Below are 14,581 nucleotides of genomic sequence, written 5' to 3' on the forward strand. Positions count from 1 at the left end.
GATTAAAAGAAATTTGACAATCTCATCCCATAACGAGCTGTTTTGATTTTTGAACCGAAAATAATTGTCAATGCTTCAAATCATCAATTTTTTATCTTAAAAAGGATAAAATTCGTTTTTCATACTCTTTTTGAATTCCAGCATTAAATATTGGCACAAAATAAGTCGCAAGTACCCTACCATTATTATCAACCAAAACATGCCGGGGAAATCCTTTAAACTTAAAAAGGAGTTCACAATTTTTAAATCCTCCCACTGATATGATATCCTTGTAATAATCTCCATGCTTCTTAATAACCCTTTCAATCCCTTTTTCATCAGTTGGAGTAATTGCCACAAATCTTATCCTAGGATCATCTTCATATTTTTCAATAACCTGTTTAACAAACTCTTTTTCCTGCTTGCAGCCACTGCACCCTTTAAACCAAAAATCAACCACTGTTAGCTCATATTCCGTATCAATAAATGAAAGTTCATCTCCATTTATTGTAAGAAAAGTTGAATCAGAAAATATCTCCCCATTAGGAATACCTTTTTGGAAATCTTCTTCTTCAGTGATTTTAGTTTCAAAAATGAAGGTATAAAATTCTTCCGGAGAAAGATCAGAAAGGTCTTGCTTGTCTTGAGCTGACAGCAATATCCAAGAAATGCTAAAAAATAAGATTAATGAATGTCTCATATTTTGAATAACAATACTACGTTAATTGTAATGGTTTTCATTTTTGCTGGTCTAATATTAATAATCTTTAGGCAAAGCATCTCAATTCAATGAAGCAAGTGAAATTGAGGCAGGGGCAGGGTATTAATCAGTAGTTGCTACTTTCCTTTCTACATACCGCATTCTACCCATCTCAATGGAAATCGCTGATTTTGCCAGAATAGTGAATATAAATGCGCCCATAGCCCAGATTCCAATCGTCACTCCGATTTCTATCCAGGAGGGTACATACTCCACAATATCTCCCCACGAACCAGGGATAAAACCCGGTATGATTAACCCCATTCCTTTTTCGATCCAGATTCCCACAAACAAGCAAACACACGCTACAGTAAGCCAACGATAGCTTTTTAGAATGAGGTGCATGGTCAGGATTCCTGTGGCCACCACATTTAATATCAATGAAGCATAGGTCCATGGAACCAACCCTGTTTTTCCATGTAGCCCAAAAAACAAATAAACCGCACTTAAGCTGTGGTGGGTCTGAGCATAAAACTCTTTAAAGAGCTCAGATATCAGCATGATGAGATTTACCTGTGCTGCAATGGTCACTACCATGGCCAATTTACCAAAAGACTTATCAGCAATTTTATAATCTGTGTATCGATTTATCACCTCTAAAATGATGATAATAAGTGCAGGTCCTGCAGCGAACGCTGAAGCGAGAAATCTTGGGCCCAGCAGGGAGCTGTTCCAGAATGGTCGTGCTGGTAATCCTGCATACAGAAAGGCTGTCACCATGTGGATACCTACAGCCCAGAAAACGGAGATCATCGCTCCAGGAATATAAAATTTCTTATTCGGTTCCCGATTTTGATACCTCGACATCAGGATGTAGAGTGGTATGGTAATATTGATGAATAAGTAACCATTCAAAACAATCACATCCCAGGCCAGCATGGATTGTGGAAAGTTGAATAACCCAATGCCGGGAATGAGATGCCAGGCTCTTCCGGGTCCTCCCAAATCAACAGTTACGAAAGCTAAACACATGATCAATGCAGCTACTGCTAATCCCTCTCCAATCAAAACGGCCTTCGAGAAATCAACGTCTTTCAGCACATAGGTTGGCATCACCAGCATGACCGCTGCAGCCGCTACCCCCACAAGGAAAGTAAAGTTGGAAATGTACAACCCCCAGCTCACATTGTCATGCATGCCCGTTACCACCAACCCCTGGCTTAATTGCTGGTAGTAGCAATAAGCTCCTAACAACATGAGAAAGGTGAGCACCCCCATCCAAATGTGATAAGATCTGGAGCCTTGCATTGAATTAGAAATGCTATCCCTAACGAGTGAGCCGAATATTCTTAGTTGATTCATCATTACTTAATCCATGAAATACCAAAACTTAGGTTCAGTGCCCAGATCTTCCTTGAGTCTAAATACCTTCTTATTTTCCAGCACCCACCTAATCTCGCTGTTGGGGTCTAGGATATTACCAAAGATTCGTGCTCCGGTTGGGCATGCTTCCACGCATGCAGGATTCTTACCATTTCTGGACCGCTGAATACAGAACGTGCATTTTTCCATCACCCCGTTTTTTCTCAACCGATTGCCCAGGTAATGTTGATCCTTATTCACTTCTTCTTCAGGCACTTGTGGTTGCTGCCAATTGAATCTCCTACCATCGTATGGACAAGCTGCCATGCAATACCGACATCCAATACACCAGTCGTAATCAATCACCACAATTCCATCTTCTTCTTTCCAGGTCGCCTTCACTGGACATACATCAACGCATGGAGGATTTTCACAATGAAAGCATTGGGTACCCATGTAGAAATGCCCTTCAGCCGGAACCTCATGGAAATAATCATCCTCCGCCAATTCAAAATTGATCTGCCCATTCTTGTGTTCGTGGATACGGATATATTGCATTTCAGAGCTGCGATCCTGATTGTTTTCCTCCACGCATGCATTTACACAATCCATGTACCCCTGGCATTTGGAGATGTTGAAAGCATATCCATACAGTACATTTTCCGTGGCGCCTGTTGTAGAAACGCTGATTTTTTTTCCTGTATTCAGCTCATACAAGCGTTCCAGTCGCTGTACGGTCTCTTTTTGTTCTTTGTCGGTCATGACTCGATAGTTCTTTTTAAAGAACTCGTCCCATTTCAGACTATTTTTCTCTTTTACATCATCATCTCCGATCACACTGCATGAGGTAGATGCCATTCCTGCACCTGTCAAGAGTCCCAGCGTCAATTTTTTTAATGCTCCTCTCCTGCTGGTTTTCGCATCCCCTATCTGGCCAAATCCAGCATCCGGAGTTGGGGCAGCTGATTGATTGCTTCCGCAACTACAGTTATGCCCACATGAATTATTCTCTTCCATGATCTAGTGATTTTGTGCTTTAATTTTTTCTGTATTCAAACGAGATGGCCACCTTTTCTCGAAGGCGGGCTTATGCGGATTGTGACATCCTACACAGGTTTGAGATATCCTCGGGGGAAGCCATCCTTTCAATCGTTTTCCATGCGCTCCACCCTGCCAGTCTTTAAACTGGGTGGAATGGCATTGCGCACACTGCTGATACGAATGTTCAAAACTTATGCTTGTCTTGGTGAGGGAAGTGAGGTCATCTGGCTTGTCCGTGTTGTGACACGTCATGCAATTCATGGAAATTGGATTAGCATGTGACAATTCAATATCCCAATGAGCGTCTTTGCCCTCATTGAGCTTCTTCAATTGATCTACCGGTTGAGTGTGGCAGTTGGAGCATGGGTATTTAGTAATCTGCTGAATTCTTGACGGGACCAGGAATTGAGAATCCCGCTCTTGAAGCTGGGTCAATACGATTGCTACCTCTAAATCTTCAAGGCGTTCAAAGCTGTCAAAATTGTAAGATATCGTATCAGTATGCCTGGCAATCAATTCCAAATTGGATTCCTTATGCCCGCCAGAGCAACTGAAAAGGAAGACACTTATGAATGCAAAAGAAAATATTTTTACTCCGTTTTTCATTCTGTCCCTCCTTTCTCTTCTGTTGACTTTCGTTCCCATGTGATCTTACGACCATTAGTTGGTGCATGACATTGCAGGCAATTCACCCGCTCCGGATGAGTCACTCGAATTTCTTTGGGTGCAGAAGGCGCTCCATGGCAAGAAAGGCAGCTTCCTCGAACTTGAAAATCGTGTGGTATAGGTGGAGGGCTACCGTCAAGCACTCCTGCGCCAATTCGCTTCGGTTTAGATCTAGTGAATTGATTGGCAACAAAAAGCTTATCGGTGTTCTTTGGAACATGACATTGGACACAATTCAGGAAATCCGGATGCGGAGTGATTGGAGCATGAGCCTTGAATCGATCCACATATCCCCCAGTGGAGTGACACTGTAGACATGATTTACCTCCTATTCCTTTTTTACTAAGCATTGGGTGCGGAATCATAGGTGGTGCACCATCATATGCTCTGTTTTTATAGTAATCATCCAGTGTCTTTTCACTTTCGATAGACTGCAATGCTTTGAATTCGATGGCCAGGTCCTGAAAGTTAAATACCTCCTCTTCCTGCATGGCCTCTTGGACTACAGGCTCAGTAGATGCTGTTGTAATTTCCGCCTCAGTTTTTGACTGACTGATGCTCAAATCGAAAACCACTATGGCCGATACCATAAGCAAGATGATGAAGGAAATGATTGCTTTTCCCTTCATATGCCTTTGGATTTATTTTCAAAGGTGCATATGGAATTCGCTATATTTTTATTCATCATCTGACCGATATAGTTACTAATTCCGCTCATTTCATACCTTTTCGATTCGTACCGCACACTTCTTATAGTCCGGTTGTTTTGAAATGGGACAATACGCATCCAGTGTCAGATCATTGATTAAAAACGACTCATCAAAGAATGGTACAAAAACATGACCCGAAACAGGCTTGCCCCGTTCATTGACAGACGCATCCATGACAATCTCTCCTCTGCGAGAGACCAGCTTTACCTGATCACCGTTTCTAATATTTAACCGCTTGGCATCACCCGGATTTAACTCCACATAACTTTTTGGCACTGCCTGATGAAGAATAGGCACTCTCCTGGTCATGGATCCGGTATGCCAATGCTCCAGCACACGTCCGGTGCACAACCAGAATGGATAATCGGTATCCGGAATCTCTGGAGCAGGCTCATACGGACGAGCCCATATCCATGCTTTCCCTTCCGGTTTTCCATAAAAATCAAACGTATCTCCCTCACATGCAGGGTCATACTTCCCGTGATAGCGCCATTTTGTCTCTTTCCCATCCACAAACGGCCATTGGGCACCCGCTTGAGATTTCAAAACCTCGTAAGGTGCCATTGCATGTTTTTTTCCGGCATGAAAGCGGCTATATTCTTTCCAGATTTCTTCTATGTGATTGGACTCATCCCATGGAAATAGATCTCCATAACCAATCCTTTTAGCCACTTCAATTAGCTGCCAGGTGTCGCTCATTGCTTCTCCAGGAGGTTGAAGCAGCTGATTGAAATGCTGGGTTCTACGCTCAGAATTTCCGTACATCCCTTCCCGCTCGATCCACATGGCCGAAGGGAGGACCACATCGGCAATGTCTGTCGTAGGTGTTGGATATACATCTGAAACAACAATGAATCGCCCGTCCTTTTTTGCTCCGTTACGATACCTGTTTAGATGTGGCATGGTCACCATTGGGTTGGTCACCTGAACCCACATGAACTTGATATCACCACGGTCCAAAGCTCTAAACATCGACACGGTATGGTGGGTGGGCTTGGAAGGAATGTTCTCAACGGGAACCTTCCAAATCTCAGCTGCCATCTTTCGATCTTTCTCATTCATCACCACCCCATGTGGTAGCTTATGCGTAAGTGTTCCAACTTCACGTACAGTACCACAGGCACTTGGCTGACCAGTAAGTGAAAATGGACTATTACCCGGTGTAGAAATTTTTCCTGTCAACAAGTGGATGTTGTAAATCAGGTTATTGATCCAGGTGCCTCTGGTATGCTGATTTGCTCCCATGCACCACAACGACATCACTTTGTTATTCGGATTACCATAAAGAGATGCCAGGTATTTAATATCCTTCACTGGAACACCCGTATACTCAGCTACTTTCACCGGAGCATAGTCCTCCAAAAACGCTTCAAACGCTTCGAAAGTAATGTCTTTTGGTTCATCCTTAAACTGGAAGTTTTCTTCCAATCCATATCCGATATTGGTTTTTCCTTCCTTTAAAGCGCAATGCTTCTCAACAAAGGTCTTATTTACCCATCTGTTTTTAATGATCTCATAGCAAATCGCATTGGCGATAGCAAGGTCAGTTTGAGGCTTGAATAATATGGATTTATCAGACGCATGAGAGGTACGAGTGGTACGGGTGGCCAGATCGATGATTTTAACCGGACGTTTCAATCGATTGTCCAGAATTCTTGAAAACAACACCGGATGCATTTCTGCCATGTTATTTCCCCACAAGACAAACACATCAGCATGATCAATGTCTTCATAGCAACCCATTGGCTCATCCAATCCAAATGAAGTAAGGAAGCCTGTGACTGCACTTGCCATACATAGCCGGGCATTTGCCTCTACATTGTTCGTTCCTATCCCTCCTTTAAATAGCTTGGAAGCTACATATCCATCAGGAATCGTCCATTGACCTGAACCATAAATAGATACTGAATCCTTTCCGGTTTCTTCAATGGTTGATTTCAATTTTGAAGCCACCAAATCCAATGCCTCTTCCATAGTGGATTCCTCCAGCCTACCATTTTTTCGAATTAAAGGCTTTGTGAGTCGATCATTTCCATACAGTGCCAAAACAGAATGATACCCTTTTACACAACAAAGCCCTTTATTCACAGAGCTATTCGGATCACCTTTGACAGCCACAGCTTTGCCATCCGAAATACCCACTTTAAGTCCACAACCAACTCCGCAAAAACGACAAGGGGTCTTCGTCCACTTTACATCAAGTGCACCAAGTTTCTCTATCATTCGATTTTGCTCTTCCGCAAAGACAATTCCGGGAAACATAGCTGCAGCTGTGGCAATGGCAGATGCACGGGCAGCCATTCGTAAAAATTGGCGTCTGCTCAGGTCTTTATCTTCTATTAATTCATTCATATCCGGACACTAATGAAATATGTTTAATGTTTTGATTGGACTCGATTTGAGTAAAGAGCCTTTTATCTTCATTCTCACTATCTGTATCTGTGACGAGTACCAATACTTCCTGATTTTCTGCAGGATGTATTTCACACCCATCCAATTGACTTATCTCTTCAACTAATCGCTGCTTTTGATCTGACTGAGGAATTATTATATAGCTCTTTATCGGCATGGATTTAATTTATATTCAAGTTGCAGATGATTGACTAGTTATAAAATGACATTTATCATACTCCCACTATTTAGATTCAATCTGAAAAAAGGTTGGCTTGATGGTCAGCATCATCCAGGCCCAGTTATTATTGGCGTTTGCATCTCCACCTTTTAGCAACTCCATTGAGGATGAACTCAACATTTGCGAATACCCGAAATTAAATTTGATTTCATCGGATATCTTTTTGGTCAGCACCCAATCGATTTCTGTACCCAGGTACTTATCAGCCGCTTCATTAGTTGTTGGATCAAGTTGGTCCGATTGAGATGCAAAGTAATGGACCGCAAGACTGGAACTCCAGGTGGCAATTGGTGATGACAACTGAAGATATAAATCATTCAATCCTACACTGCCAATGTGATTACCCACATAGAAATAATCCATGAGCCCATTGAATTTGTGATTGGTCCCAAAAAAAGGATTGAACGCTTTGTTATCAGAAGTAGGGTTGACTTCATCATTACCTGAGAGGGATTCAAAGCCAAGCGTCAAACTTGTTTTCTCACTCATTTTGTAAGTTAGATCAAGCTGCAGATCGTACGCAGATAAACTGGTCCCACTACCATCATCTCCTGTTTGATAATAGAATGCACCACTTGGCTGTAGATTACCGCTGCTGCTAACGAATCTGACTCCTAGCGTCTGACTGAAATAGGTTTCACCATCTATAGGTGTTCCTCCTTGCAATCCATTATTGAGAAAAAGAAATGAGGATTTCACCTGCCCCATCTGCTTTTGTACCCATAGGAACTGAAGCGTTTTATAACTTCTTGGAACGGTGTAGAAATTGGTTGTAGACTGAACACCATCCTGATTGTACGCTGCTGCTAACTTCAATGTGAAGTCATTTTTTTTCATCTCAAACAATACAGCGTCGTGGCTTCTTGCTTGTTGGGCCCAAGCTACATTGCCGAAAATTCGAGAATCATCAAGAATGATTTCCTGTCTGCCGAGCTTCAATGAGGACACATCGCTCAGTTTGACTTTAGCCCAGGCCTCATGGATGGCGGTTAGGGCTCCCCCATTATTCACAAGCTGACTTTGACTTCCCCAAACGCGGATGTCTTGAAGTACGATCTTCATCGAATACTGTTCTTTCCAATATTCTGCATTCAATCTTGTCCGTTGTTCTGTAAAAAATGCCGGATCCTGGTCAGGCGTTACCAATAATTGAAAACCATGTCTGTATTCAGAGCGTGGACGAATTTCACCGGAAAGTTTGAACTGTGCCAGACATACAAATGGCAGGCCAACCAGGAAGGTGAGAATGAGCTGCTTCATGTCCCAAATCTTGTTAGAAGTGGACTAAACGAAGCTGATGAGTTACATCATCTTAACTGATAAAAATCAGGTTTTAAAAAATTATACTTAGGCAGGATTCCCATACCCAATCTGATCACCCTCATTATCGAAGAGATTGTAGGCAGGACCTTCCATTAATTTACCATGGGAAATTAGCTTTCCTTGCATATCGTATATATTGAATCTCATGTCATCTATCGTTTTACCATAGCCTTGCTGATCTCCATTTTTATCATAAATATGAAACTGTCGATCATCGATCATACGCAGGTAAGAAATAAGATTTCCCTCTAAGTCATAATTATTAAATCGTTCTCCGGTTTTCATTGAAAAAAATTAAGATGAATGGTAATGGATGGTCATAATTTTGAATTAATTTTTATAGCAAAATCACATCACTCTAAACTTATGAATAACAAGATAGTGCTTTTCCTACTACTTTTTAATGGGATTATATCTCACCTAAAAAGTCAAGCATTAGACTCGGTTTCCTTTGGAAAAATTAACATGTCAAAAGGAATTTATGCACTAAATCAAATGGCAATAGATGAAATAATTCTACAATCGGCTCAGCCTGTTCCATTTGATAAGACTGAACTCAAAACAGATGGAAATTTCGCTGAGGGAGTTTGGACACTTTTAACAGGTATGTCGACCAGCTCAATGGCAGAATCTGCCTGGATTCTAAACAATCGACTTTTACTTTCTGACAGACAACTGGATATTCCTGTAATGGTAAACGGAACTTATCACAAAGATCGAGACAGAGTTAGAGATTCCGATGGTTATCAGTCAGTAGAAACTACCGAATCAATTGAGTTCAAATTAGAAGAAGGTGCATGGGGATGGATTATTGAAGGATTAGATACTTTGGGAAGCTATGAAGTAGAGATTAGAACAATTCCATCAGATCCAGAGGGGTATTGGAACTATACTGATACCAACATCGGATGGCTAAAGTCTAAACTAAAGAAATATGGACTTTACGAAAACTCATATGATTTCCTGGTAAGAGGTTCTTTCAATGATGAATCTTTTTTACTGATTTACAGTGGCAGATACTTTAGACAGGCATTGCTACAAAATGATGAGATTATGGGAATATGGCAAGACAAGCCTTACGTGAATATGTTGTCAAAAAAGTACCGGATATCTCCATATCTACTACTTCCGCAGAATATCGAAGATGAACAAAAAATAATAGTGCAACTAGCAATCGGTCAAATGCTAGCCAGAAATTTAATGGGAATTTAAAGTGATAGCTATCATCCAATCACTATTGTGATCGCAAGTAGTACCAGATATACGACTAGCAGAATTTGTTTTGCCTTCATGAGTTCTCGTTTATTATTAGTCCTGTGTATTTCTAATACGAAAACCACCAAAAGAGTTGCATAATTATTTGCTGAAAGGCAAAAATTTTTAGCTAAACTGTCCTTTCCAGATGACAAACATCAAAGAGCGGACTGCTTATCATCATTACAGATATCTGTAAAGCTCAACAAATTTGTTTAATGAAAGCAGAAACTCAAATTGGAATCTGGATAGATTTAAATGAAGCCATCATTGCAACGGGGAATGAAATTATAGATGTGGTAACATCAGAGTTCACAATAGGTAATGCAAAAGGTGGATCAGGATCTGCTACACCATATGGTCCACAGGATTCCGTATCTGAAAGCAAAGTGCTAGAGAAAAGAAAAAACACGCTTAGAACCTACTTCTCAGAAATCATGGAACGAATCGAGCACTACCAGGAAGTCCTGATCTTGGGGCCAGGAATAATCAAGAATAAACTGGAGGAGATTTTACGTGAGTCGCATAAAACTAAGCATTTATACACCAGGGTTGAGACAGCAGACAAGATGACCCTCAATCAATTTCGAGCTAAAATCAGAGACTATTTTAGTCAGACCGGTGGCTCGATAAACTAGCCCTGATTCTGCTGATCATTAAAGCCAACCATCCAATTGATTCCAAATTGATCCGTAAATGATCCGAAATAGTCACCCCAAAAAGTATCAGACAAAGGCATGGTTACATTCCCTCCTGAAGAGAGCTTTTCGAAAAATTGGTCTGCTTGTTCTTTTGAGTCAGCAGTTATCGATATTGAAAAATTATTTCCTGCTTTGAAATCCGCACCCCACTCACCTCCTGTATCACTTCCTAGCAAAATCGTTTCTTTGCTTATTGGCAAGCTGACATGCATAACTCTATTTTTTTGATCTTCTGGAATGGAATCACCCCCAGCATCAGAAGGAATATCCGTAAATCTACCCATGAATGTGAACTCTCCACCAAAAACAGATTTATAGAAATTGAAAGCTTCTTCACAATTTCCATTAAAGGTTAGGTAAGTGTTTATTGTTGGCATAGTAGAAGGATTTGTTTTTATCAAGATAATCAATCCGCACTTCAATCGACAATAAGACATCAAATTCTAATAGTATATCTGGCTCGGATTTTTAGTCAAAGTAATTATTTCTACAAATCAGAACATTATAATTAAATCTTCGTATCATTAAGTCGACAAATCAGAATTTTACATGCGAGGAGAAAATCTAGGAGAACTTGAAGAATTAGTTTTACTCACTGTTGGATCACTTTACCCTGAGGCTTACGCACCAGTAATCAAAAAAGAATTGGCTGAAAAAATGGACCGAAAAGTGGTGATGAGCTCCATTCATACGGTACTGACCCGACTTGAAAACAAACAGTTTGTCTACAGTAGGTTTGGTGATTCAACTCCAGAACGAGGTGGAAAGCGAAAGCGACTCTTCGAAGTAACTCTAGAAGGTTTTAAAGCATTAGAATCTCTTAAGTCAAAACGAGATGCCCTTTGGGGTAACATGTTACAATTAATGCCAAATCTTCAATAGGATGTCAGTTAGCCCACCCAAATTCGCAAACAGCCTCCTCTCGTTTCTAATAAGCGAAGAATTTTATGAAGAGGTATCCGGTGATCTAGCTGAAGATTATCACGAATATGTAAAGACAAAAGGAAGGTTTTATGCCAATGCCATATATCTCCTTGAGGTAATCCGATATTCCAGAATGTATCGCTCAGAAAGAGCCCGACAATCCACTAACTCAATAAGTATGCTTCAAAATTATATCAAAATTGCTTTTAGAAATCTGCTAAAACATAAAAGCTATTCTATCATCAATATTAGTGGTTTAGGTATAGGTCTGGCTTGTGTTTTCATGATTTTTCTATTCATCAAAATAGAGACCAGCTATGATAAGTTTCATGCAGATGGAGAGGACATTTATCGTTTACAACATGTCTATGGATACATTAATGCCCAGGCAGCTCCTACCTATGCAAGTGATTATTCAGAAGTGGAAAGTTTTAACAGAATCAATTTCTGGAAAACAGACAGAAGAGTTTCTCTATCAAATGATGAGGTCTACTATGAGGACCTTTTGGTTGTAGATTCTAACTTCTTTACCTTTTTTTCCTTCCCACTCATTAGAGGCCAAAAACATACCTGCCTAAAGGATAAAAACAGTGTAGTTATTTCTCAATCTTATGCTAAAAAATTCTTTGGAAACGATGACCCCATTGGCCAGGTGTTGAATATTGATAATGTCATCAGCGATGAAGAATTACCTTTTAAGGTAACTGCTGTTTTCGAAGATATTCCGTTTAATTCTCACCTTCAGTTTGATATTGTTTTACCATTTGAATTACTGCATGACGATCGTTCACTTAACATCATGAAATTGTGGCCAAATGATTGGATTGGAAGTTATGTAAAACTTAAACCAGGTACTGATCCACAACTGATGGAAGAGAAGTATCAGGAAATGTGGAACAAATATTATGATGCAGAAGCCGACTCGATCAATATCGATTTCATGCCATTGGAAGATCTTTATTTGGAGTCATATGATTTGAGGTCAGATTACACGGCGCATGGTAACATCAATCAGGTTCGTATCTTTTCTGCTATTGCAGTGATCATCCTTCTCATTGCCTGCATCAATTTTATGAACCTGGCTACAGCACGAGCCTCTAAGCGCTCCAAGGAAGTAGGTGTTCGTAAGGTGATGGGCGCATTTCGTAAGCAATTAATTATTCAATTTTTTGCAGAATCTGCAATCATGACATTCATAGCGGTCATTTTAGCAATAGCCATTCTGGTGGTAGCTATTCCTCCAATCAATCGATTGGCTGAAATTGATCTGCTTCTAGGCCTAAATGATATTGTGCTGGTGGTGGCCAGTTGCATTTTTTTTACCCTCATCACTGTTTTAATTACAGGGAGTTATCCTGCTCTTTTTCTTTCATCATTCCAGCCTATTTCAATTTTATCTGGGAATAATGCGGTGCGAGGAGGTAAAGGTTGGGTTCGCAAATCATTGGTCATTTTTCAGTTTACCATTTCAATAGCATTAATAATTGGAGCTCTTGTTGTGTACAAACAAATGCTTTTTGTCAAACAAAAAGATTTGGGTTTTGAACCTGAAAATACGATCGTGATGAATTTTGGCAGTTCGGATGCACTTCAAAGAAAATGGAACATCATCAAAGATCAGGTTCAGTCTGTTCAAGGCGTAAAATCTGTCATGGCAAGTAGGCATATCCCCGGGGATAATGCATTCTATTGGGGTTACAAGTTTGAAGATTTTTCTGATTATGAAGACCCTTACGGAGATGCTTGGTTAGGGTACTATGTTGGGCATAACACACTTGATGCGCTTGGGGTTGAGATGGTGCTTGGCAGAACTTTTTCAGAAGATATTCCGACAGACAGTTCCGCATTTATCCTCAACGAAAGTGGATGGAAAAGAGCCATTGAAGAATATGGAGAAAGTTGGAATGATCCAATTGGTAAATCGATTGAATATTATACCACTCATAGTGGAGATTGGGCAATGGATAAGAGGGGAGTCGTTATTGGAATCGTTAAAGATTTTCATCATCATTCACTCGAGCAACCCATCGATCCCCTTGTAATCCATCATTCGCCAAGCCGGAAGTTAATGGTAAAAGTACAAGCGGATAAAACCAATGAAGTGCTATCTGGCATTGAAGAATTGTGGGTAAAATGGAACGCACCATCTGATTTTAATTATCAATTTCTGGACGAATACTTTGAGGAGGCCTATAAGGATGAAGAACAGTTCAATCAATTCATCATCATCTTTTGCATGTTAGCCATAGCCATCGCATGCCTAGGCCTGTATGGACTATCAGCTTTTGTGGCGGAGCAACGAATCAAAGAAATCGCTGTAAGGAAAGTGTTGGGAGCTCACGAGCGTTCCATTATTGGAATGCTATCCAAAGACTTCCTGCGATTGGTTGGGATTGCCACACTCATTGGTATTCCAATTGCCTACTATTTCATGAGCGAGTGGCTTTCAAATTTTGCTTTTAGAATAGATCTAAGTTGGTCCTTTTTTGTTGTCGGAAGCTTTATTGCAGGAGTGATCGCCATTTCTACAGTCAGCTATCATTCAATAAAAGCTGCCACTTCAAATCCAGTGAATAGTCTACGATCGGAGTAGTTTTTGATCTAATTGAGAGCCCCAAATAACATAATGATATCACACCTATTTTAATCTACAAATTCATTTCTGGCATCATTTTTCCTTTTATGTCATCAGGATCAAAAATGAATGCATATGAAAAGGCTATACACACTCTTATTATCAGGTCTTGTTTTATTTGGCTGCCAGGGGCCTATTGGTCCAAGAGGTTTTGATGGACGAGACGGAATTGATGGAATAAATGGTGAGGAAGGATACGTTTTTGAATATCAATTCAGCTTTACAGCACCAGACTACAGTCAGCTTCTATTGCTTCCTAATGACTTTGAAATGCGTGACTCTGACGTCATGTTGGTTTATTTCCTTTGGGAGATAACTGAAGAAAATGTAGAAGTATGGAGAGCACTACCACAGACACTCTACTTCTCTGATGGACTGTTGGCATACAATTATGACTTCACAAAGTTTGACGCAAACGTCTTTTTAGATGGAACTGTCAATTTGAATGGACTAGGTGCTGATCTCACAGATAATTGGATTGCAAGGGTAGTGGTTGTACCGGCACAATTTTCCGGGCGCATAGATTATTCCAACTATGAGGAAGTCAAAGCGTACTTCGACTTATCCCCTTCAATTCTTGCCACTAAAAATTATCCGAGCAGGCCTAAAAAATAGTTTAATATAAAGTGGAGTGATGGCAAATTCACCCCACTT

15 protein-coding genes are annotated in these 14,581 nt (G+C 40.4%); 5 read left to right on the forward strand and 10 right to left on the reverse strand.

All coding sequences use genetic code 11. The features are described from left to right. Nucleotides 1-91: 91 nt before the first annotated feature. The 9 genes from ACOMC3_RS12065 to ACOMC3_RS12105 form a co-directional block, all read right to left on the reverse strand. A complete protein-coding gene (locus tag ACOMC3_RS12065) occupies nt 92-679 on the reverse strand; it encodes a TlpA family protein disulfide reductase (protein ID WP_420316141.1) in 588 nt (195 codons plus the stop codon). 123 nt (nt 680-802) lie between these two features. Next, nucleotides 803-2,044: a sulfate reduction electron transfer complex DsrMKJOP subunit DsrP gene (gene dsrP / locus ACOMC3_RS12070; protein ID WP_420316142.1), complete on the reverse strand. Its 1,242-nt coding sequence runs from the start codon at nt 2,042-2,044 to the stop codon at nt 803-805. A gap of 3 nt (nt 2,045-2,047) precedes the next feature. Continuing rightward, nucleotides 2,048-3,058 (reverse strand): 4Fe-4S dicluster domain-containing protein, encoded by a 1,011-nt coding sequence (locus ACOMC3_RS12075; protein ID WP_420316143.1) that lies wholly within the window; start codon nt 3,056-3,058, stop codon nt 2,048-2,050. 3 nt (nt 3,059-3,061) lie between these two features. Next, nucleotides 3,062-3,688 (reverse strand): hypothetical protein, encoded by a 627-nt coding sequence (locus ACOMC3_RS12080; protein ID WP_420316144.1) that lies wholly within the window; start codon nt 3,686-3,688, stop codon nt 3,062-3,064. Beyond that, nucleotides 3,685-4,377, reverse strand: a complete 693-nt coding sequence (locus tag ACOMC3_RS12085; RefSeq protein WP_420316145.1) for a hypothetical protein — start codon at nt 4,375-4,377, stop codon at nt 3,685-3,687. The genes ACOMC3_RS12080 and ACOMC3_RS12085 overlap by 4 nt, the downstream gene beginning before the upstream one ends. A 90-nt stretch (nt 4,378-4,467) precedes the next feature. Then, nucleotides 4,468-6,810 carry a molybdopterin-dependent oxidoreductase gene (locus tag ACOMC3_RS12090; RefSeq protein ID WP_420316146.1) on the reverse strand — a complete coding sequence of 781 codons (2,343 nt, stop codon included), beginning with the start codon at nt 6,808-6,810 and terminating at the stop codon, nt 4,468-4,470. Further along, nucleotides 6,803-7,027, reverse strand: coding sequence for a chaperone NapD (locus tag ACOMC3_RS12095; RefSeq protein ID WP_420316147.1), 225 nt, complete (start codon nt 7,025-7,027; stop codon nt 6,803-6,805). Before ACOMC3_RS12095 ends, ACOMC3_RS12090 begins: the two co-directional genes overlap by 8 nt. Nucleotides 7,028-7,093: 66 nt before the next feature. After that, nucleotides 7,094-8,350, reverse strand: coding sequence for an alginate export family protein (locus ACOMC3_RS12100; protein WP_420316148.1), 1,257 nt, complete (start codon nt 8,348-8,350; stop codon nt 7,094-7,096). A gap of 87 nt (nt 8,351-8,437) precedes the next feature. After that, nucleotides 8,438-8,698, reverse strand: a complete 261-nt coding sequence (locus ACOMC3_RS12105; protein WP_420316149.1) for a hypothetical protein — start codon at nt 8,696-8,698, stop codon at nt 8,438-8,440. A gap of 81 nt (nt 8,699-8,779) precedes the next feature. Between ACOMC3_RS12105 and ACOMC3_RS12110 the strand changes: the two genes are divergently transcribed. Both ACOMC3_RS12110 and ACOMC3_RS12115 read left to right on the forward strand, forming a co-directional pair. Further along, nucleotides 8,780-9,625: a hypothetical protein gene (locus ACOMC3_RS12110; protein ID WP_420316150.1), complete on the forward strand. Its 846-nt coding sequence runs from the start codon at nt 8,780-8,782 to the stop codon at nt 9,623-9,625. Nucleotides 9,626-9,885: 260 nt separating this feature from the next. Continuing rightward, the gene (locus tag ACOMC3_RS12115) at nt 9,886-10,305 is read left to right on the forward strand and encodes a hypothetical protein (RefSeq protein WP_420316151.1); all 420 of its coding nucleotides are present in this window, start codon (nt 9,886-9,888) and stop codon (nt 10,303-10,305) included. Here ACOMC3_RS12115 and ACOMC3_RS12120 read toward each other — a convergent pair. Beyond that, nucleotides 10,302-10,745 carry a VOC family protein gene (locus ACOMC3_RS12120; protein WP_420316152.1) on the reverse strand — a complete coding sequence of 148 codons (444 nt, stop codon included), beginning with the start codon at nt 10,743-10,745 and terminating at the stop codon, nt 10,302-10,304. The genes ACOMC3_RS12115 and ACOMC3_RS12120 overlap by 4 nt on opposite strands. Before the next feature lie 172 nt (nt 10,746-10,917). On the opposite strand from ACOMC3_RS12120, the gene ACOMC3_RS12125 reads away from it, so the two are divergent. From ACOMC3_RS12125 to ACOMC3_RS12135, 3 genes are all read left to right on the forward strand, one after another. Further along, nucleotides 10,918-11,250 (forward strand): PadR family transcriptional regulator, encoded by a 333-nt coding sequence (locus ACOMC3_RS12125; RefSeq protein WP_420316153.1) that lies wholly within the window; start codon nt 10,918-10,920, stop codon nt 11,248-11,250. A gap of 1 nt (nt 11,251) precedes the next feature. Beyond that, a complete protein-coding gene (locus ACOMC3_RS12130) occupies nt 11,252-13,885 on the forward strand; it encodes an ABC transporter permease (protein WP_420316154.1) in 2,634 nt (877 codons plus the stop codon). Nucleotides 13,886-14,002: 117 nt separating this feature from the next. Next, nucleotides 14,003-14,542: a hypothetical protein gene (locus ACOMC3_RS12135; protein ID WP_420316155.1), complete on the forward strand. Its 540-nt coding sequence runs from the start codon at nt 14,003-14,005 to the stop codon at nt 14,540-14,542. Nucleotides 14,543-14,581: the final 39 nt, after the last annotated feature.

Origin of the sequence: Ekhidna sp., assembly GCF_965212185.1 — a bacterium.
Classification (GTDB): domain Bacteria; phylum Bacteroidota; class Bacteroidia; order Cytophagales; family Cyclobacteriaceae; genus Ekhidna.

Coding starts and splice junctions, on each gene's coding strand:
- ACOMC3_RS12065 (WP_420316141.1), bottom strand. CDS start 679: ATGAGACATTCATTAATCTTATTTTTTAGCATTTCTTGGATATTGCTG.
- dsrP (WP_420316142.1), bottom strand. CDS start 2,044: ATGATGAATCAACTAAGAATATTCGGCTCACTCGTTAGGGATAGCATT.
- ACOMC3_RS12075 (WP_420316143.1), bottom strand. CDS start 3,058: ATGGAAGAGAATAATTCATGTGGGCATAACTGTAGTTGCGGAAGCAAT.
- ACOMC3_RS12080 (WP_420316144.1), bottom strand. CDS start 3,688: ATGAAAAACGGAGTAAAAATATTTTCTTTTGCATTCATAAGTGTCTTC.
- ACOMC3_RS12085 (WP_420316145.1), bottom strand. CDS start 4,377: ATGAAGGGAAAAGCAATCATTTCCTTCATCATCTTGCTTATGGTATCG.
- ACOMC3_RS12090 (WP_420316146.1), bottom strand. CDS start 6,810: ATGAATGAATTAATAGAAGATAAAGACCTGAGCAGACGCCAATTTTTA.
- ACOMC3_RS12095 (WP_420316147.1), bottom strand. CDS start 7,027: ATGCCGATAAAGAGCTATATAATAATTCCTCAGTCAGATCAAAAGCAG.
- ACOMC3_RS12100 (WP_420316148.1), bottom strand. CDS start 8,350: ATGAAGCAGCTCATTCTCACCTTCCTGGTTGGCCTGCCATTTGTATGT.
- ACOMC3_RS12105 (WP_420316149.1), bottom strand. CDS start 8,698: ATGAAAACCGGAGAACGATTTAATAATTATGACTTAGAGGGAAATCTT.
- ACOMC3_RS12110 (WP_420316150.1), top strand. CDS start 8,780: ATGAATAACAAGATAGTGCTTTTCCTACTACTTTTTAATGGGATTATA.
- ACOMC3_RS12115 (WP_420316151.1), top strand. CDS start 9,886: ATGAAAGCAGAAACTCAAATTGGAATCTGGATAGATTTAAATGAAGCC.
- ACOMC3_RS12120 (WP_420316152.1), bottom strand. CDS start 10,745: ATGCCAACAATAAACACTTACCTAACCTTTAATGGAAATTGTGAAGAA.
- ACOMC3_RS12125 (WP_420316153.1), top strand. CDS start 10,918: ATGCGAGGAGAAAATCTAGGAGAACTTGAAGAATTAGTTTTACTCACT.
- ACOMC3_RS12130 (WP_420316154.1), top strand. CDS start 11,252: ATGTCAGTTAGCCCACCCAAATTCGCAAACAGCCTCCTCTCGTTTCTA.
- ACOMC3_RS12135 (WP_420316155.1), top strand. CDS start 14,003: ATGAAAAGGCTATACACACTCTTATTATCAGGTCTTGTTTTATTTGGC.